The sequence below is a fragment of the Taibaiella koreensis genome (assembly GCF_003545715.1).
Classification (GTDB): Bacteria; Bacteroidota; Bacteroidia; order Chitinophagales; family Chitinophagaceae; genus Taibaiella; species Taibaiella koreensis.
Genome location: NZ_QVNU01000002.1, coordinates 260,429 through 278,669 on the forward strand (window position 1 = coordinate 260,429; position 18,241 = coordinate 278,669).

At 49.9% G+C, this 18,241-nt stretch carries 19 protein-coding genes; 12 read left to right on the forward strand and 7 right to left on the reverse strand.

The annotated features are described in order from the left end of the window. Positions 1-5: 5 nt before the first annotated feature. Together DZK30_RS08135 and DZK30_RS25765 are read right to left on the reverse strand one after the other, a co-directional pair. The gene (locus DZK30_RS08135; protein ID WP_118973630.1) at positions 6-572 is read right to left on the reverse strand and encodes an NADPH-dependent FMN reductase; all 567 of its coding nucleotides are present in this window, start codon (positions 570-572) and stop codon (positions 6-8) included. 15 nt (positions 573-587) lie between these two features. Continuing rightward, positions 588-737, reverse strand: a complete 150-nt coding sequence (locus DZK30_RS25765) for a hypothetical protein (protein WP_162902943.1) — start codon at positions 735-737, stop codon at positions 588-590. A 140-nt stretch (positions 738-877) separates the two neighbouring features. On the opposite strand from DZK30_RS25765, the gene DZK30_RS08140 reads away from it, so the two are divergent. The 4 genes from DZK30_RS08140 to DZK30_RS08160 all read left to right on the forward strand — a co-directional run bounded on the left by DZK30_RS08140 (position 878) and on the right by DZK30_RS08160 (position 4,031). Then, positions 878-1,450 (forward strand): GrpB family protein, encoded by a 573-nt coding sequence (locus DZK30_RS08140; protein ID WP_118973631.1) that lies wholly within the window; start codon positions 878-880, stop codon positions 1,448-1,450. Positions 1,451-1,749: 299 nt separating this feature from the next. Beyond that, complete coding sequence (locus DZK30_RS08145; protein ID WP_262706892.1) at positions 1,750-2,400, forward strand: helix-turn-helix transcriptional regulator; 651 nt, start codon at positions 1,750-1,752, stop codon at positions 2,398-2,400. A 75-nt stretch (positions 2,401-2,475) separates the two neighbouring features. Next, a complete protein-coding gene (locus DZK30_RS08150; protein WP_118973633.1) occupies positions 2,476-2,868 on the forward strand; it encodes a RidA family protein in 393 nt (130 codons plus the stop codon). Between the two features lie 611 nt (positions 2,869-3,479). Beyond that, entirely contained in the window at positions 3,480-4,031 is a 552-nt protein-coding gene (locus DZK30_RS08160) for a dihydrofolate reductase family protein (protein ID WP_118973635.1), read from the forward strand. Between the two features lie 145 nt (positions 4,032-4,176). Here the strand turns inward: DZK30_RS08160 and DZK30_RS08165 are convergent, their stop codons facing one another. Both DZK30_RS08165 and bla read right to left on the reverse strand, forming a co-directional pair. Then, complete coding sequence (locus DZK30_RS08165) at positions 4,177-5,853, reverse strand: RluA family pseudouridine synthase (protein WP_118973636.1); 1,677 nt, start codon at positions 5,851-5,853, stop codon at positions 4,177-4,179. 135 nt (positions 5,854-5,988) lie between these two features. Continuing rightward, on the reverse strand, positions 5,989-6,867 hold the full coding sequence (gene bla, locus DZK30_RS08170; protein ID WP_118974017.1) for a subclass B3 metallo-beta-lactamase: 879 nt from the start codon (positions 6,865-6,867) through the stop codon (positions 5,989-5,991). Between the two features lie 188 nt (positions 6,868-7,055). On the opposite strand from bla, the gene DZK30_RS08175 reads away from it, so the two are divergent. Both DZK30_RS08175 and DZK30_RS08180 read left to right on the forward strand, forming a co-directional pair. Further along, complete coding sequence (locus DZK30_RS08175; RefSeq protein ID WP_118973637.1) at positions 7,056-7,772, forward strand: hypothetical protein; 717 nt, start codon at positions 7,056-7,058, stop codon at positions 7,770-7,772. 89 nt (positions 7,773-7,861) lie between these two features. After that, positions 7,862-8,116, forward strand: a complete 255-nt coding sequence (locus tag DZK30_RS08180; protein ID WP_118973638.1) for a hypothetical protein — start codon at positions 7,862-7,864, stop codon at positions 8,114-8,116. A gap of 51 nt (positions 8,117-8,167) precedes the next feature. On the opposite strand, the gene DZK30_RS25770 is transcribed toward DZK30_RS08180, so the two are convergent. Continuing rightward, positions 8,168-8,461: a class I lanthipeptide gene (locus DZK30_RS25770; RefSeq protein ID WP_162902944.1), complete on the reverse strand. Its 294-nt coding sequence runs from the start codon at positions 8,459-8,461 to the stop codon at positions 8,168-8,170. A gap of 419 nt (positions 8,462-8,880) precedes the next feature. Here DZK30_RS25770 and DZK30_RS08185 point away from each other — a divergent pair, with 419 nt between their 5' ends. Both DZK30_RS08185 and DZK30_RS08190 read left to right on the forward strand, forming a co-directional pair. Next, positions 8,881-9,609, forward strand: coding sequence for a LytR/AlgR family response regulator transcription factor (locus DZK30_RS08185; protein ID WP_118973639.1), 729 nt, complete (start codon positions 8,881-8,883; stop codon positions 9,607-9,609). 18 nt (positions 9,610-9,627) lie between these two features. Continuing rightward, positions 9,628-11,559, forward strand: coding sequence for a sensor histidine kinase (locus DZK30_RS08190; protein WP_118973640.1), 1,932 nt, complete (start codon positions 9,628-9,630; stop codon positions 11,557-11,559). A gap of 12 nt (positions 11,560-11,571) precedes the next feature. Here the strand turns inward: DZK30_RS08190 and DZK30_RS08195 are convergent, their stop codons facing one another. After that, entirely contained in the window at positions 11,572-12,060 is a 489-nt protein-coding gene (locus DZK30_RS08195) for a hypothetical protein (protein ID WP_118973641.1), read from the reverse strand. A 110-nt stretch (positions 12,061-12,170) separates the two neighbouring features. Between DZK30_RS08195 and DZK30_RS08200 the strand changes: the two genes are divergently transcribed. Together DZK30_RS08200 and rph are read left to right on the forward strand one after the other, a co-directional pair. Then, a complete protein-coding gene (locus DZK30_RS08200; protein ID WP_118973642.1) occupies positions 12,171-12,653 on the forward strand; it encodes a MarR family winged helix-turn-helix transcriptional regulator in 483 nt (160 codons plus the stop codon). Next, positions 12,650-15,259: a rifamycin-inactivating phosphotransferase gene (rph, locus tag DZK30_RS08205; protein WP_118973643.1), complete on the forward strand. Its 2,610-nt coding sequence runs from the start codon at positions 12,650-12,652 to the stop codon at positions 15,257-15,259. Before DZK30_RS08200 ends, rph begins: the two co-directional genes overlap by 4 nt. A gap of 127 nt (positions 15,260-15,386) precedes the next feature. Here rph and DZK30_RS08210 read toward each other — a convergent pair whose 3' ends face one another. Further along, positions 15,387-16,334 carry a helix-turn-helix transcriptional regulator gene (locus DZK30_RS08210; protein ID WP_118973644.1) on the reverse strand — a complete coding sequence of 316 codons (948 nt, stop codon included), beginning with the start codon at positions 16,332-16,334 and terminating at the stop codon, positions 15,387-15,389. 94 nt (positions 16,335-16,428) lie between these two features. On the opposite strand from DZK30_RS08210, the gene DZK30_RS08215 reads away from it, so the two are divergent. Next, positions 16,429-16,989, forward strand: coding sequence for an NADPH-dependent FMN reductase (locus DZK30_RS08215; protein ID WP_118973645.1), 561 nt, complete (start codon positions 16,429-16,431; stop codon positions 16,987-16,989). Positions 16,990-17,006: 17 nt separating this feature from the next. Then, positions 17,007-18,209 (forward strand): MFS transporter, encoded by a 1,203-nt coding sequence (locus DZK30_RS08220; RefSeq protein ID WP_118973646.1) that lies wholly within the window; start codon positions 17,007-17,009, stop codon positions 18,207-18,209. Positions 18,210-18,241: the final 32 nt, after the last annotated feature.

The following is an 18,241-nucleotide window of genomic DNA, read 5'->3' on the forward strand; positions in this document are numbered from 1 at the left end:
AGAAATCAGGCCCCGCTTAAACCAGGCTTAATGACTTTGATCCATGCTATAAAAGCCGTCCATAAAGCATCAACCAACTTTTTGGTTTTCTCATCGGCCAGCTTTCCTTGTTCATCAAACTTGTCTCCGGCTTGGTTTAAGTAAAACTCCGGCTGCTGCAAAACCGGCATATCCAGGTACATGACTACCTGCCGCAAATGATTGATCGCGCCAAAGGCACCTAGCTGGTAAGGACTGCAACCTAACAGGGCTACTGGTTTTCCTTTCCACTTGTTCTGACCTTCGGGTCGTGAACCCCAGTCCAACGCATTTTTAAGCACCGGCGAATAAGAACGGTTATATTCCGGCGAGGCCAGCAAAACCGCGTCTGCGCTTTCTATAGCCATCCAGAATTCTTTGACCGGCTGCGGCGGATTACTTTCCAGGTCCTGGTTAAACAAGGGTAGCTCATCGAGAGATACCATATGGAACTTAACCTCTTGCGGCGCTGCTTCAGCAAAGGCATGTAATAACTGCGTCGTATAAGAACCCTTGCGCAGACTACCGGATAAGGCGATAACTGAAATGCTCATATCAATTACATTGGATCAGTGATGTTTAAAATGCTGGATCTCCTTCTCGTGCTTTTGTGCGGCTTCTTTGGAATCAAAGGTACCCAGGTTCTTACGTTTCTTCGTAGCGGGGTCGACCTTTCGCGAATAAATGCGGTACTGCCCCGATTTTAATTTCCGTATCATGAACCAATAACAAACGATCGTGCCGGATGGTTGTATTGAACTTAAGTTGCAGGGTTTACAGATGCCCTGCCTTTTACTTTTAAGACTGTCCGGGTGGACCAGCGCTGCGCTGATAAACCCCATTTAGTATCTTTGGCCATATGGAAGCGATCAATATAATGGATTATGATCCAAGGTGGCCTGAACAATTTGAGCAGCTGAAATCCATATATAGTGCGGCGCTGGAAAATCATATTCTGTCTGTTGAGCATGTCGGAAGTACTGCTGTTCCGGGCCTGGCCGCAAAGCCTGTTTTGGATATCGATATTATCGTAGCCGACGAAGCCCGGCTGAATAAAACGATACCCATCATTGCCCTCATGGGCTACCAATTTATGGGCGACCAGGGCATTAAAGACCGGTATGCCTTCCGGGCTGTTTCCGATCTTAGCCCCGACATGCATACCGGGGTACGCTGGCCGAAGCATCACTTGTATTGCGGCATCGCCGGCAGCATCAGCCTGAGCAATCATTTGTTGTTTCGTGACGCATTAAGAGGTAACGTTACGCTGGCCGAACAATACGGGGAGCTAAAGAAAAATTTAGCATCAGCCACCGGTGATATCGACGTTTATGTCGAAGGGAAAAGCGCCTTTATCGCAGATGTATTGCAGAAGGCAGGCCTTTCCGGCAACCATATACAAGACATCATCGCACAAAATAAAAAGAAATAGCAACGAACGCAGGTCAACTCCACGTGCTATAAAAACAAAGTGACTGTGTGCATATAGGGAGCAAACCATTTCCGGTCCTTGCGCCTGTCGAAAGGGCAAGGATGCGTGGTGCTTCGGCAGGCAGAGCAACCGCGGGGGAAGGCAAAATGTTTCAATGTTTCCTGCATGCTGATAGTCAGTAAAAATAAACGGATTGCACTAACATTTCGGCCACATTGAAAACAGTCGATTATGGTTACCCGCTCAATTAACAAAAGATCAACGATAATGAGACAACGCGGCTTTCAAGGTTAACAGCAATCTTAACCCAACTGCAAACCAAACGACTGATTACGGCAAGGAGTCTTGCGGACAAATTCAATGTTACGACAAGGACGATTTACCGGGATATTAAAACATTGGAACAAGCAGGTGTTCCGATCCTGACTGAAGAAGGGAAAGGCTATACCCTAATGGAAGGCTACAAAATGCCACCGGTAATGTTTTCGGAAAGCCAGGCAAATGCGTTAATCCTTGCGGAACAGCTTGTATTGAAAAACAAGGATGCTTCTTTTATCAGGGATTATACGGAAGCCATAGATAAAGTCAAGGCCGTTTTACGACAATCGGAAAAAGAAAAAGCCAATTTGCTTGCCGACAGGACCCGTTTTGAACAGAATATAAACAGGGAAAGGAACAGCAATAATATTTCGCAGGTGCAATATGCACTTACGAACTTTTACCTGATGAGTATTGACTATATCAACGAAAACAACAAGACAAGCAATCGAATCGTTGAACCCTTTGCGTTAATAAGCACAACGGAAAACTGGCTGCTGATTGCCTGGTGCCGTTTACGTAATGCGTTCAGATATTTCCGTTTGGACCGGATAACAAAAATGAAAGTTCTTCCGGAGAAATTTGAACAACACAAAATGACTTTGCAGGAATATTTTGACAAATTCTACTAGCTTGTTTTTGACCCTTGACATACCGCTGTCACACCCCCCATTCCATCTTTGCATTACAAATTTAAAACGTCAAAAATGGAAAAACAATCATTTGACCCTTGGGTCTGGGGCAAAAACACAAATTCAGTGCAAGCTGTTGAAGTAAAAAATGTAGCTGGTACGCTGTATTGTTCAGGGCAAGTTGCTATTGATACCAATGGCATGCCGAGCAGTGCAGATATGCGTTCGCAATTAATACAGACAATAGCCAATTTGGAGCAGCTCGTAAGCGAGGCGAGCTATGAATGTAAAAACATTGTAAGGCTGAATGTTTATACAACCTCTACACAAGATTTTTTTACTACCTGTATGGACGTTTATGTTCCCTTTATTCAAAAGCATGGCATCGAGCAAGCCACCACTTTGCTTGAAGTAAAGGGACTTTTTGCGACGTTGACCGTAGAGCTTGAAGCCACGCTCGTAAAGTAAGGTGTAAAAGAAAGCCTGGAATATTTTGTCTGACTGATCTTACATTCCGGCAGCCTAACGACCTCCTATTTCCAACAAGCTTTGCAGGTGTGCTATGCCTTGATAGGAGCAAGGAGCTAAACAAGTCAGAATATGTTTTGCGCGAAATAGAAATAAGGAGTAGGTTTCAGGAAGACATTTTTAAGGAAAGGTGGCCGGGAAGAAACCCGGCCATTTCGGCTATTTCTTTATAAGCTTGACGGACAAGTTCATACCCTCGCCCCTCAGTCGTAGATCACAAAGTACGGCCGGCGCTGCAACCGGCGTTCCCGAACGATGCAAGAGGATGATGTGGACAGCATCAGACTTGGCACAAAAGCCCCTTTTTTTGTCGCAGATGCCCCTCATCAAATTTGACGCCATCGCTTACTTTTGATCTAGTCCTTATTGACGCTCCGCATACAGGACCCCATTATTTCCGGCCCCTGAGCCTGCCGAACTTTTCTCACCGAAGGTAAAGTACAACCATGCGGTGCTTCGACAGGCTCAGCAACCATAGAAAAGGCAGAACGATTTAATGTTTCGTATAAGCGGACTGTTATTATTTTATACAGCAATTAAAAACCCCCGATATGAGAACGGTAACATTTGGCATGAATATCAGCCTGGATGGCTATTGCGATCACACCACTTTTAGCCCCGATGAATCGCTTCATGATTATTTCCGGGAGATGATGGACGATGTCGACCTGCTTTTTTTCGGCCGTGTCATGTATCAGCTTATGTTCCCCTATTGGTCCGATGTTGCCAGAAACCAATCCGGCACGGCAGATGAGATCAGGTTTGCCGAAAGACTTACCGCCATTGATAAAGTAGTTATTTCGCGGTCGTTGGATCAAGCGGAACATAATACGCGGATCATTCGCGGCAACCCTGCGGAAGAGTTGTTGAAATTAAAACAGCAGCCGGGCAAGAAAATTTCTGTAGATAGCGTAAGCCTGCTTCCCGAATTGATCGCCGCAGGCCTTATCGACGAATTCCGTCTGGTGATCCATCCCGTGATCGTTGGAAGAGGAAGAAGATTGCTGGACGTCGGCAGCCTGGACCAGAACCTTAATTTAAAGCTGGTGGATACCATAACCTTTACATCCGGGTGCGTGGCGCATCATTACCGGAAACAATAACATTGGATTGGCTGCTGCCTGTCCTGATGTCGTTCTATTCGACATTATTCTAAGGGAAAAGCCATGCCATTAACCGCAAAGGCGACTAAGCGATACGCAAAGAATTGCCGTGAAATGCCTCGCCAGGGCATTTTATGGCCCGCCCTCAAAAATCTTCCTTGATCTCAAAGGTCATTTTGGCTCCGGATACCGGATGCATAAATTCAAGGTAAGCAGCATGCAGGTATAGCCTTTCAGCCGGAGTACCATACAGATCATCACCTACAATAGGGGCCTTAAGCCCCAGCTCATGGGCAGCATGCATCCGCAGCTGGTGCGTGCGGCCGGTAAGCGGCCAGAAGTAGATCTTCGTCAGACCGTCTTGATGCGCGACAACTTCCCACCGCGTCATGGCTCTTTTACCAAACTCAAAGCAGACCAACTGCCGGGGGCGATTGTCCGGGTCGCCGCGCAGGGGCAGGTTTATCTCGCCCTCACGGCCACTGATGCTGCGGCTAAGCAGCGCGGTATAACGCTTGCTTACAACGCGCCTCAGGAACTGATGCTGTATGTGTTTATGCGCTTCCCTTGTTTTGGCAACGACCAGCAGACCCGAAGTAGCCATATCCAGCCGATGTATGATGAGCGGCTCGATGCCTTTAAAAGCGTGTTTTAACCGCATATAAACCGAATCGATGATATGGATACCGGGTACCGACAACAGGCCATGAGGCTTGTTAACGACCACAAAGCTGTCGTCTTCATAAATGATATCGAGTGCCTTGAGCTCGCCGGGATTCCGGAGCATCGGATCTTCATCGATCGCCATCCCCTCCAGCATATGCTTCAGTATGGGCTTGCATTTACCGGTACAGGCAGGATAAAATTGCCCATGCACCCTGATCTCCGATTTGGGCGATGCGCCCCACCAGAATTCAGCCATCGCCAGGGGCCTGTAACCGTTAAGAAAGGCATACTGCAACAGCTTGGGCGTAGCACATTCGCCGGCAGCCGAGGGGGGCTTTCCAAACACCGTTTCGCTGAAAATATCATGCAGGCTTTTTGTATGTCCATATTGGTTGCAGAAAGCGTATTGCTCAAAAAGTTGCTGCTGTAATGCCGCGGATTTTTCTTTACGTTCTTTTTTCAGCGCTTCTATACGGCTGTCAAACCGGGCGGCCTGTCCGCGCAGCTGGTTCAGCCGTTCTTCACAGGCAGCGCACAGCACTGCCAGGCGGTGCTTGTCGTGCAGGCTGGACCTTATCATAAGGACCTCAAACCCAGCATAGGCTTCCGGAGTCAGGATGCTTTTTTGTTCTTCACGTTGTTTTTTGCGATCCTGCTTGTTGGCTTTGAGCAATTTCTTAAAATCGGCTATTTCCTTTTCCGTTTGTGCGGTTACGCTTTCAAGCTCCTGCCGCAGGGCGATATAGCTTTCGTCGGTCTCGATGTCCTTAACCTTGCGGTTAATGTCGTTGAGTATATACTGCTCCTTGAGAAAAAAGCTATTTTCGGCCAGCATATCAAAGACAGGCGGCACAAAACGGGGGTGGTTATTGGAATTGGCCAGCTTCCCCGAAAAGGCGGATAAATATCCCAGCCTTCCATCGCTATCCTGTATTACCAGAATGCCGAACATTTTACCAATAGCCATTCCCTGCGCATCCCTGTCAAGACCAAAATTATGGTCGAGCCCCGTATGGGTCTCTAGATAATGTTTCAGCTCTTCTGCAGCCGTTTTGGCCAATGGATGGGGCTCATAATAAAAGGGAAAGGTAAAACGCTCCGGAATGGACACACCCGAAACTTCGCTTTCCTTAAAATAGATAACCTTCCCGGCCATATGCTTACTCTCAATTTCCTGCAAAAATAAGCTAAATGACGGGCAGGCTTTTTCTATCAAAAGAAATTTATCCTGTAAGGCAATAAGAGAAATCCGGGTCTATCCCGGGGGAAAAATCTCGAAGCAGGCTTGATGCTATTCTTTTTCCAGCTTCTCATCAAACTCATTCCGGAGCGCCTTCAGCGCAGCATCATACCCTTTCCTGTCGATGAAGGCAGCGGGATTGTAATTGTCGCCGGGCTTATGCTTAACCTGCAGGTCAAATTGACAGGCATGCGAGGCTAACCAGATATCGAAGGAGATAGCCTTCATCGCATCTAAGGTATAGGCATAGTCCTTTGCGATCTCCGGATAGGTCTTCAGCTCCGAAAATTTTTTTTCTGTAACGATGCTCGGCATATTCGCGATCAGGACAGTATAGGACCGGTGTTCATCCTTAACCGTAAATAAAAAGCTGCAGGACCCTTTTGTATGCCCGGGATGGTGCAACATGGTCACTGAGGCGCCACCTAAATTTATCGTATCCTTGTTTTTCAATAAGCGATCTACTCCAATGGGCCTAAAGCTGCTGTACTGCCTGCTAAAGGCATAGTCGGAACGTCCTCCGTCCTCAAGCACGCCCGCATCTTTTTCATCAGCCATGAACCGGGCGCCTGTCATCTCTTTCAGGGCAGCCATTGCGCCCGTATGGTCATAATGCGCCTGCGTGGTCAGCAATATGCTGATGTCGCTAAGCTTAAAGCCAAGGGTCGCTACATTAGCTTTAATCTGCTCAACCGAAGACGCCAGCCCTGTGTTGATCAGTATATGTCCTTGTGGTGTCGTCAGCAGGTAGCAAGCCAGTTCGCAGGTGCCCACATAGTACAGGTTGCCGGCTATGCAGAAAGGCTTATAGGGCCGCGACCACTCCGGCGGTGCGTTTGCAGGTTCCTGTACCTGCTGCGCCCATACTCTTTCCCCCGGACCAGACAGACAGATCAATATCAAACATATACTCAGGAGGCTTTTGGACATATTGTGACGGTTGACTTTCTCCATATTTTGCCTGCACAAATATCGGCTTGTCCTGCCGGTTCTCAAAGCGCTCCTGAAGCCCGTATACACCATAGTATGGTTTTTCCCGGTTTCCAGGTACCTCTACTGCAATGTAACCCAATACGGCTTTCAGGTTTATCGTCTTTTCCCTTAGAACATCCTATATCATGAAAAAAGGGCTGATTATCATCATCTGCCTGCTCTGTTTTGGCAACAGCCGGGCGCAGATGCCCGATAGCACGGCAATCACAGCAGAAAAACTTATGCTGCAACAACAGCGCAACGATATTTTGAAACGTATCCATGTAGCGAAAGAGGATATTCACGAATTGAGGCGGACCTATACGGCAAGGGAACACGACGCCCTTTTTGACGAAACCATGCAGCGGCTCAAAGCGGACCGCCAGAGCGCAAGGAAAGCATATCGCATGTGGGTGCAGGAAGAAGCGGCCTTTATCAAGAAGCGTGCGCTGCTTGATCAGTCTATGATGGCTTATTACAAAACACAGCCCTTTTATACCTACCGGAACAAAAGCAGGCTGAATATGGCCATCGGTATGGGGATGGCGGGCGCAGGCGGTCTTTTGTTTATGGGTGGGCTGGTCACGGGCATGATCGAATCGCCGGGAGACGTATCCCCCACTGCGGTTGAACAAAGAACACAGCGGCGACATATCGCGGTCGTTTGTTTTGCTTCGGCCACAGCGCTGGCGCTGGCGTCTATCCCCTTTTTTAGCGCTGCGCGCAAAAATAAAGCCCGGTTCAAAAGCCACTTGACCTGGGATATGGATATGCGATCAGTCAGGTTACCCAACGGACTGACACGGGAGGTTGTTGGCTTCAATTGCCGCATTCCGCTGCTTTCAAAAACAGGAAGCCATTGATGCCAAACGGGCGCCGGAATATAGTGGTGGAAAAGATACCTAAGTCTAGGTATTGCCAGAACTTTGTCTGGTCAGGAGCTTTGCCGCTCATGAATATTACAGACCTGGTGCTCGAATCCATCCTCAATACCTGCCCCACCGACAAGGTAGCCCAAAACCTGAGTATGAAAGCTACTTTGAAGCATGACCTTGGATTAACCGGGGAAGAGATCTACGTATTGGGCCTTACCGTTGAAAGCCGTTTACCGGAGGGATACACTTTACAAGACGACCAGATCACCGCCTGGATCAGCGTACAGGACATTATCGATACCATATCGACCCTGCTGGGAAAAGGGGAATAGAAAAACCACCCGAAGGTGGCTTTAAGTCTGGTGAATGAGCTATTCAATGCATTAACAATTAGCCGATACCGGACATATGGCCACAGAGCAGTTGGCGCCGAGTACAGTAGGACAGTTGTTGGACGCAGGAGGACAAGCATTAGAGGCCGGACAACATACCGTCCGTTTGTACATAATTCCTGAAGCAGGATTACAGAGGCGAACCGTGGCACAGTCCTCAGTAAAAATGCATAGTTCCAGTATGGAATCGCCACCACCTAATACCCGGCCTTCTTTTTCCGCGTCAAGTGCAACAATGGTGATCTTCTTTAAAGATAACTTCGTGCTTATTGTTTTCTTTTTCATTTGGATTTGTATTTTTTGTGCACCCTGAAGTTCCTCATTGCCCCTGCAGAAAATCTGCAGCAGACACACAAGTAGCAAGAAATCACAAGAACCCATAGGAAATGTTTGGGATTTTGGGAGCAGGCAGCTGAATCATATGTTGTCACGATGCCGTAATCCGGCCACTACGCATCATTGTTACGCCATGCTTTTGGGATAATGGATATTTCTGTTGTTGCAAAGAAAGTCATCTAGCATACCGGGCTCCTCCGGAGCTATGATCTGGAAAGCTGCTTTGGCCCGTTTTCCAACTACGGGATTCACCTTATTTAACCTCAACAACTAAGCGTTCGCTTTATCTTTGGTCATATAATTCTTTATCAGTAACGTTGACATTCATGCTTAAATAAACGTCCGCTTCAGATCTTATCCTACCAGACATGGAAATCCTTATTGTCGACGATAACATCGCCATACAACATACACTGACCTTCCTTATTTCGAAGCTACCCGGTTGCACCGTCGCCGGCAGGTGTGGTAGCATAGCCGAGGCATCGACATTTCTCGGCTCAACTTCCGTCGACCTGGTCCTGCTGGACATTGAACTGCAGGACGGTACAGGGTTCGAGCTTTTAGACGCCTTACCCGATATCAATTTCAAGGTCATCTTTATCACAGCGTTTGACCAGCATGCCATAAAAGCGATAAAAACAGGTGCGCTCGATTACCTGCTGAAGCCGGTAGACGAAGAAGAGTTCAGGGCTGCTATCACCAGGGCCGGCCGGCAAGCCCGTCAGTCGGCAGAGCAGTTAAGCATTGCACGTGAGCACATGTCGCCTACTCCTGTAAGTAACCGCATCGTGCTGCGGGAATACAACGTTATCCGCGTGCTGTCCTATAACGATATCCTCTACTGTTACAGCCATAACGGTTATACCAATTTCTTCCTTACCGACAACCGGAAAATAACTGTGTCGCGCTCTATTAAAGAATATGAGCAAATGTTGCCGCCATCTGTCTTTATCCGGGTACACCAATCCTATATCATTAACATCAACTATATTGACTTTTACAACCGGGAAGGGTTTATCGTCTTAAAGAACAGCCTCGAAGTGCCGGTCTCTGTACGAAAACGTGAAGAGGTCGTAAAAACAATCACCAATCTCTAAGCAACACCTTATACCACCATGAAAGCACGCATCCTTATCCTGGTCATGGCCTTATTGGGCCTGCATGCCTGCAAACAAACGACCGCTCCGAAAGCAGCAACACTGCAAGCACTCGTAGATAAAAAGGTATGGCTGTTTTGCGACAGCATCGAAACCGAGAAGATCAACGTGATTCAAAACGCTCCCATGCTCTTGCATCGTCTCCATGCCTTACTGCCGCAATTCAGCCTGGCCAAAGACTCAGCAACCCGTGCGCTGATCCAATGCCGGCTTGGGGACCTATACCTCAGCTGCAGAAAGAAAGATTCTGCCCTGGCTTACGGCGAGCTGGCGTTACCCTATTTTGAAATGCATCCTGACTTTAAGAAACCGCTTTTCTATTGCTATAAAGTATTAGGCATAACCCTGGCGCAGCTTCGAGACGATATATTCAGGTCTAACTACTATGCCACCAAAGCAGCGGCGATTTGTATGGCGCCCGGCGCCGATACCCTGCTGCCGCTCCAGGAACGGGTACAGGCGATATCGGCCGCGGCCAATACCAATACTTATTGTGGCTATAACGGGCAATCTGTAAAATTTGCACGGACGGCTATGCGGCTGGTCGAAAACCATGCGGGGGACCTTCCCAGTTTTTATGGCAGGGCGATCCAGGCTTATATTATAGCGCTGCTGCTGGACAACAAGCCCGACTCTGCCAGGACATACCTGGAACGGGAGGAAAAGTGGATTGCCCAATCGCACTATACCCTTCAGCTCAATGAATTTTATACCAACAAAACAAGCTATTTCTATATCGTTAAACAATACGACAGCGCCCTGCTCTATGCGCTTAAAACCGACTGGACAGTTGACCCCTTCCAGGAGGCCTATACCAAACTGGAGCTGTATACGCTGCTAAAACAACCAGAAGCGGCCAGGGCCAACCTGGACCGGGCAACGCAATTGATAGCAGGAAACGATCCACCCATGGATATGCTCCGGGATTTCTACCATCACAAGACCCGTTACGATATCTGGTACGGCACCAGGCAGGGAGCCGAAAACTCTTTTTCTATGTTTGATTCGCTTCAAATGGAAGTAAGCAACCAGGAACGATCGCGTATGGCAGCCTCGCTGGAATCGGAATATAACCTGGGAGAAAAGCAGAAAGCGATAGATAATCTGCGCCAGGCCGACAGACAGGCAAAAGAAGAGATCCGGGGCAAGAACCTGATGCTGACCATAACCATTCTCGGATGCCTGCTTTGCGCCTTCATCATCGTGGCCCTGCTGTTGTTTTCCCGGCAGGCGAAGCTCCGGAACCTGGCTACATTGACCCGGGCAGACCGGGATAAGTTGGCACTCGAACAGCGATTGCTACGCACGCAGATGGAACCTCATTTCATTTTCAACACTATGGCCGCTATGCAAAGTCTGGTATACCTGAACCAGAATGAGAAAGCGATCGCCTATCTCAATAAGTTTGGCCGGCTGCTGCGTGGCAGCATCGAGCATTCAAGAGAAGATTATGTGCCGGTAGCCGAGGAGATCGAAATGCTGGAAGATTACGTCAGTCTCCAGGCCATACAGTCCGACAACAGTTTCGATTATGTCATCCGGACCTATGAAGGCTTTGAAGAAGATGATACCAGAATACCGCCGATGTTGCTTCAGCCTTTTGTAGAAAACGCCATTCTGCACGGTGTGCGGAACCTGCCGTACCGGGGCCATGTAGAGATCATTATCGCAAAACAGGAGGGTGTGCTTGACTGCCTCATCAGGGACAATGGTTCCGGTCTCAAGGGACCGGGCACAGGGACAAGGAAATCGCTGTCGATCCAGATCACCCGCGAACGCCTGAGCGCGCTCACCAGGGAGACCGGCTATCCTGCAAGGCTGGAACTGATTGACAATACGGCGACGGGACTACAGGGGACAACGGTACACCTGGTAATCCCCTTTATATAACCCATAGCCGCATCATCCCTGCCGGTGCGCTGCAACCCTTTCCACAATATAGGCCAGCTTATTCAAGCCGGCCATGCCTTCCCATTTACCTTCGGAGAGAAATTGGCGGGGAAGAGCAAGAAACCTGTCGCATGCGTCCCATGTGTTTATATTGTTGCTATTAAAGGAAAGATAATTGAAACAATGCAGCTCCTCTGTATCTACCGATGTCAGCAGGCCGAAGCATAGCAGGTCACGGGGATTCGCAATCCGTTCTCCATCGACAACACATCGCTGATTTGCCGGCGGCATACCTTCTTCATACAGGTAGATATGCTCCAACAGCTTCTCCTTGATCCCAAGCCTGTCCCGGCATTCCAGATGGATCCCTGCATCGCTGAAAGGGAACAAGGGATCTTTTGTATTACCCGTAAGCGGTGGTGTCAGTATATATACTTTATCCCGGCCCAGCGTCGCCTGGCAGAGGGAGCATAGGCTTTGCCCTTCGATAATGATTGCCATATAAACTTTAGTTAAATAGACCAATTGCGGACCTCCTGGCGTAAAAATATCAATGCATTTTAAAAAACAAATTTATCTTTGCAACTAAGATAATTAGACAATAAGATAAAATGGATAAAGATATCGTCAAACGGGTACGAAAGCTGACACAGCAATATGCCTATACTTCTATCCGCATGCATGAAGCGGTAGCCCACAAGGCGGGGCTTTCGGGGACCGATCATAAATACCTCGGCTTCCTTCTTGAAAGAGGGGCGATGACGGCAGGCGAGCTATCCCGGTTGACTGGTCTCACGACCGGAGCCGTTACCGGCCTTATCGATCGCTTCGAAAAGAAAGGACTGGTAAAAAGAACATTCGCCGAAGACGACAGGAGAAAGGTCATTATAGAGCCGCGTACCGAACGTATCATGGCCCTGCTCCAGCCCCTCTATAAGGAGTACAGGAGCAGGTCGGAGCAACTGACCACAACTTTTTCAGAAAAAGAGATCAGGGTTATCGAGACCTACTTTCTGAAAGCGATCGAGCTGATGGCTGATGTCACGGATAAACTCAATATTAAACCTTTACCGAAGCAAAAAAACAGAAAATGAACACCTGCATTTTTGATTTAAAGCAACTAGACAGAACAAAGCTGGCGATAGCCGGTGGTAAAGGCGCCAACCTGGGAGAGCTATGCCATATCGAAGGCATACAAGTACCAGCTGGTTTTTGCATCAGCACAGCAGCTTATCAGCAGCTCATCGAAAGCAACAGTATGCTGAAGGGACTATTGGATGAGCTGGCGGCACTTAAACCAGCCGAAGGTGACAGCATCAGTACCCTTAGCGCAAAGATCCGCGCTGCTATCGAAAGCGCGCCTATCCCGCCCGCCCTGGCTGGCGAGATTGGCCAACACCTCGAAAGACTGGGCCGTAATAGTTGCTATGCTGTAAGATCCAGCGCTACCGCCGAAGACCTGCCCACAGCTTCTTTTGCCGGCCAGCAGGATAGTTACCTGAACATCTGCGGGGAGCAGGCCATTTTAGAACAGGTACGCCGGTGCTGGGCATCGTTGTTCACGGAGCGTGCTGTTATTTATCGTCTTCAGAACGGGTTTGATCACCGTAAGGTCTATCTTTCTGTGATTGTGCAACGAATGGTATTTCCCGGGGTATCCGGCATACTATTCACCGCCGACCCGGTCACAGGCAACAGGAAGGTAACCGCCATCGACGCCAGCTTCGGCCTTGGCGAAAGTCTGGTCTCCGGCCGGGTCAATGCAGATCACTATAAGGTACGCGACGGCAGGATACCGGATAAAAAAACAGGCGACAAAAAGATCGCCATTTATGCAGCCCAGAAAGGCGGCACACAGGAAGTTGCTGTTGAACCGGAACAGCAGCACACGCAAGCCCTGACAGATGAACAGATCCTGCAACTGACGCAGATAGGCCGTAAGATCGAAGCACATTTCGGCTATCCGCAGGACATCGAGTGGTGCCGCTCCGGCAACGTCTTTTATATTGTTCAGAGCCGGCCCATTACGACACTGTACCCGGTGCCGGAAGCAAACGACACCGCTCATCACGTCTATGTATCCGTAGGCCACCAGCAAATGATGACGGATGCAATGAAACCTTTGGGCTTGTCCTTATGGCAGCTGACCGCTCACCGGCCTATGTATGAAGCCGGAGGAAGATTGTTTGTCGATGTAGCGCCGGACCTGGCTTCGGCATCGGGAAGAGAAATGCTGGTCAATGTTCTGGGAAAATCGGATCCGCTCATCAAGGCGGCTCTAACGACGATTATCGAACGGGACGATCTTATTCCGTTGCAGCCGGGTGAAGAGCAGAAAGAAGGAGCTGGTCAAAGCGCGCAAAGCAGACCTGACTTCCAGGCGCAGATCGAATACGACCCTGTGATCGTCCCCGGCCTGATTCAGCGCCGCCAGGAGGGTAGGAAAGCTTTGCAGCAAGACATCAGCAAGCTATCGGGCCCCGCGCTGATCGATTTTATACTGGAAGACAGGCAACGGTTAAGAGCAAGCTTATCGGACAAAGAAAGCTTCGCGGTGATTATGACGGCCATGAATGCGGCCTGGTGGCTCAATGAGCATATAGAGAACTGGCTGGGGGAAAAGAACGTAGCGGATATACTCGCCCAATCGGTACCGGGCAACGTTACTTCGGAAATGGGTCTGGCGTTGCTGGATGTCGCCGATGTGATACGTCCTTATCCCGAAGTCGTGGCTTACCTGCAGCAAGCAAAGGAGGATCATTTTCTTGATGGCATGCTATCGCTTGAAGGAGGGCGTGAAAGCCGCAAAGCGATCGATGCTTTCCTGGATCAATACGGGATGCGCTGTGCCGGAGAAATAGACATTACACGCACCCGCTGGCGGGAGCAGCCCGCTATACTGGCGCCCCTGATCCTGAATAATGTACGGAATGCCCCTTCCGGCGAAGGTCGAAGGCGGTTTGAACAGGGCCTGCAGGAAGCATCAAAAAAGGAACAGGAGCTGCTCGTACGACTGGCCCTGTTACCGGATGGCGAAGAAAAAGCCCGGGAAACCAAACGAATGATCGATCTGCTGCGGCACTATGCCGGCTACCGTGAATATCCGAAGTACGATATCGTCAGCCGTTATTTCATCTATAAGCTGGCCCTGCTCAAGGAAGCAAGAGACCTCGTACAGGCCGGTGTGCTACGCGAACAGGAAGATATCTATTACCTGACCTTTGCGGAGTTCCGTGAGGTGCTGGACAGCCACAGGGCAGACCATCAACTCATCGCGGAACGTAAAGAAGCCTTTCGCCACTATGAAAAACTATCGCCCCCACGCGTAATGACCTCCGAAGGGGAAAGGATCGCAGGCGCCTATAAGCGTGAAGACCTGCCCGGCAATGCCATAGCGGGACTTGCTGTCTCTTCGGGTATGGCAGAAGGCAGAGCCCGTGTGATCCTGGACATGAAAGATGCCGATATCGAAGAAGGAGACATTCTTGTAACTACCTTTACCGATCCCAGCTGGACACCCTTGTTCGTATCCCTGAGGGGCCTGGTGACCGAAGTGGGCGGCCTCATGACGCATGGCGCTGTGATCGCAAGGGAGTACGGCCTGCCTGCCGTTGTCAGCGTGGAAAACGCCACCCGCCTTATCCGCGACGGTCAGCGCATCCGTGTGCACGGGACCGAAGGGTATGTGGAGCTCCTGTAACCATGTACGCCAGGAGCCTGTTTCCAAAAATTACGTCTCAAGCCTGTTCACATTTCGAATCGCCCGATGTGACAGGCTTGAGATTTTTTAAGACAGCTTGTTTATACTATATGCTGCCGTAAGCGATCTATCGCCGCAACTGGCTGGGTGTAATATGAAACTGCTTTTTAAAGGCAGCCGTAAAGTGATGCGGGTATTGATACCCCACCTTGTCGGCAACTTCATGTACCGGCAAGCCTTCTTCCAGCAGCAATCTACGGGCTTCCCGCATACGAACCGAATGCAGGTAACCGAATACCGTAGTACCGAACAACTGCTTGAAGCCACTCTTAAGCTTCATAGCGTTAATGCCGGCCCTGCGGGAAAGCACCGCTATAGAGGCCGGCTGGTCAAAATGCTGCTCCAGGTAGGTTTTGATATCTTGAAGGCAGGCAATATGTTCTTTCTTCAGCTTAACAGCCGGCGTCTGACTGCGTTTATCCAGCTGCCCTATTTGCAGCAGGAACAATTCGATAGTCTTAGCCTCCAGGAATAAGTGTTTCAAGCGGCCCTGGAAGGGGGCATGATACATGTCGTCGATAATGCTGTACATCCCGGGCGACATGGCGGCCGTAAAGTCAAGCGAAGGCATATGCAGGGGCGCATGCTTGCTGAAAGCGGATAAGAACGCACTTTCTTCATGAAACAAATGATGGAAGATCGCCTCAGACAGACCCAGCTCAAAAAAACGGCATCTCTTTTCCCCGGTAGGGCTGATATACAGTTCGTAGGGGCCTGGTGTTTCGGGATAGACGACAAATTGTCCTTCGGCGATACCCTGCCGGCTTTTGCTTACCGGCGAAGGGTCGGCTATCCTGAAATGAGAAACGATCGTGGTTTTATCAGGCTGAAAAGTCAGCACTCTTTCACTGGGATTGGTATAGCTACCCCATTTCAAATTGATCTGACCGAAAAATTTCTCGTGCAGCTCCATGCGGTAGCCCGACGCATCCTGTAGCACCTGGTCGGTCTCGGCACAGGCTGGACCCGGCATAGTGCCCTCCGATTGACTATTCATGGTTAAGATGGGGTTCATTATACTTCCTCCTGCGTTGATCTGATTTCCTCTTCCGTTGACAACGCCCCGGACGGCGCATCTACTTTTGCGTGTACAAAATTACAGGATAAAAATGGAAGCAGCTATCTTATCAGGAAGCATCCGGCCGGGACGGCAAAGCCATCGCCTGGCCTGTTATCTTCAGGCGCAGATGATAACCAAGGGGTGGAGCGTAAGCCTGATCGACTTAAAAAACCATGCCCTGCCGGTATTTGGCTCAGATCTGCCGGACCAGGCGCGGCTACATGTCGAAGACATAACCGCACGCCTGAAGGCTGCGCATGCCGTGGTCTTCGTAACGCCCGAATACCTGAGCAATATTCCCGCCGCCTTGAAAAATGTGCTGGAGTATTGCGGGAGTACGCTCACCGCAAAAGTCGCCGGCATTGCATCGGCGTCGGCATCAAAATTCGGTGGTCTCCATGCTTCCAACAGCCTGCAGCTCACCTTGCTTAATCTCGGCGCTTACCTGGCGCCAAGGCGGCTGCTGGCGCCTGAGATCCATCTCGCCTTTAACGAAGACGGCACACCCCGGCAAGACGAGCTCCGGGAACAGGCGGGCAAATTTATAGAGACCTTATCTGCCTATACCCGCCTTATCCATAACGAGATGCTTCCGCACGAAGTGAAGTAAAACCTGTTCCGTACACGATGCTTAGAACAAATTTCCGCAGTCCCTTTCCCGTATTGCTGTTGGCTACCTTTATCGATCTGGTCGGCATTGGTATCTTGCAGCCGGTATTGCCTTTCCTGGTGGCCCGGTATACGCAGATGCATATGGCACTGTATGTGGGCATCATCACCGCATTGTTTGCCTTTTGTGAATTTCTCTCAGCGCCGGCGCTGGGCTTGCTCAGCGACAGGTATGGCCGGCGGCCCGTATTGCTGCTGAGCATGGTGGGATCGGCATTAGGTTACCTGCTGCTGGGCTTCGGCAATACTTTGTGGTTGCTTTTCCTGGGACGGATCATTGACGGACTAACGGCGGGGAATATCAGTACGATCTTTGCTTATGTCGCCGATATCACACCGCCTGGCGAGCGGGCAAAACGCTACGGCATTATTGGCGGCGCCATAGGCCTGGGTTTCATTGTCGGTCCGGCCATCGGCGGCTTCGCGGCCCGCCTGGGCTTGTCGGCTCCTATGTACCTGGCGGCGGCGCTTTGCCTGTTCAATTTCGGCTGGGCTTATTTTGCCTTGCCCGAAACGATCGTCCCGCACCCGGCACACCGTCCGTTCCGATGGCCAGAAATTAATCCCATGGCTGCTTTCAAAGGCTTACAGTCCAACCGGGCCTTACGGTCTTTGCTCATCGCATCGGTATTTCACTTTATTGCCTTTGCCCAGCTACAGGGCAATATCACGGTCTACTTTAAAGAAGTATTAAGCTGGGACACGACACAGATGGGTATGATATTCCTGATGGTGGGCATCGCCGACCTGGCAACCCAGGGCTTCCTGGTGGGCAGGCTCCACGCTTATTCCGACGAAAAGAGATTAGCCGTAATGGGCATCAGCATCGCCGGTATCATGTACCTGCTCATCGCATCGCTGCAGTGGCGGCATACGATGGGAGCCGTGTATGTGATCTACCTGGTCTACGCCTTTGGCAAAGGGCTGTTTGAGCCTTCGATGAGCGCCCTGGTGTCTCAGGCAGCCAACGACCGGGAACAAGGCAAAGCGCAAGGTACTTACCAGTCGCTGCAATCGCTTACAAGAGTAATTGGGCCGGTTACCGCCGCACTCCTTTATGGCATTTACAAAGGCCTGCCTTACCTCGTTTGCGCTGTCCTTACTTTTGTCTCTGCAGCTTTGTTTACGATGTTAAGGCGACAAGCAGGTAGCAAACCCTAAAGAATACCGTGCGTCAATGTGCCAGCCGTGAA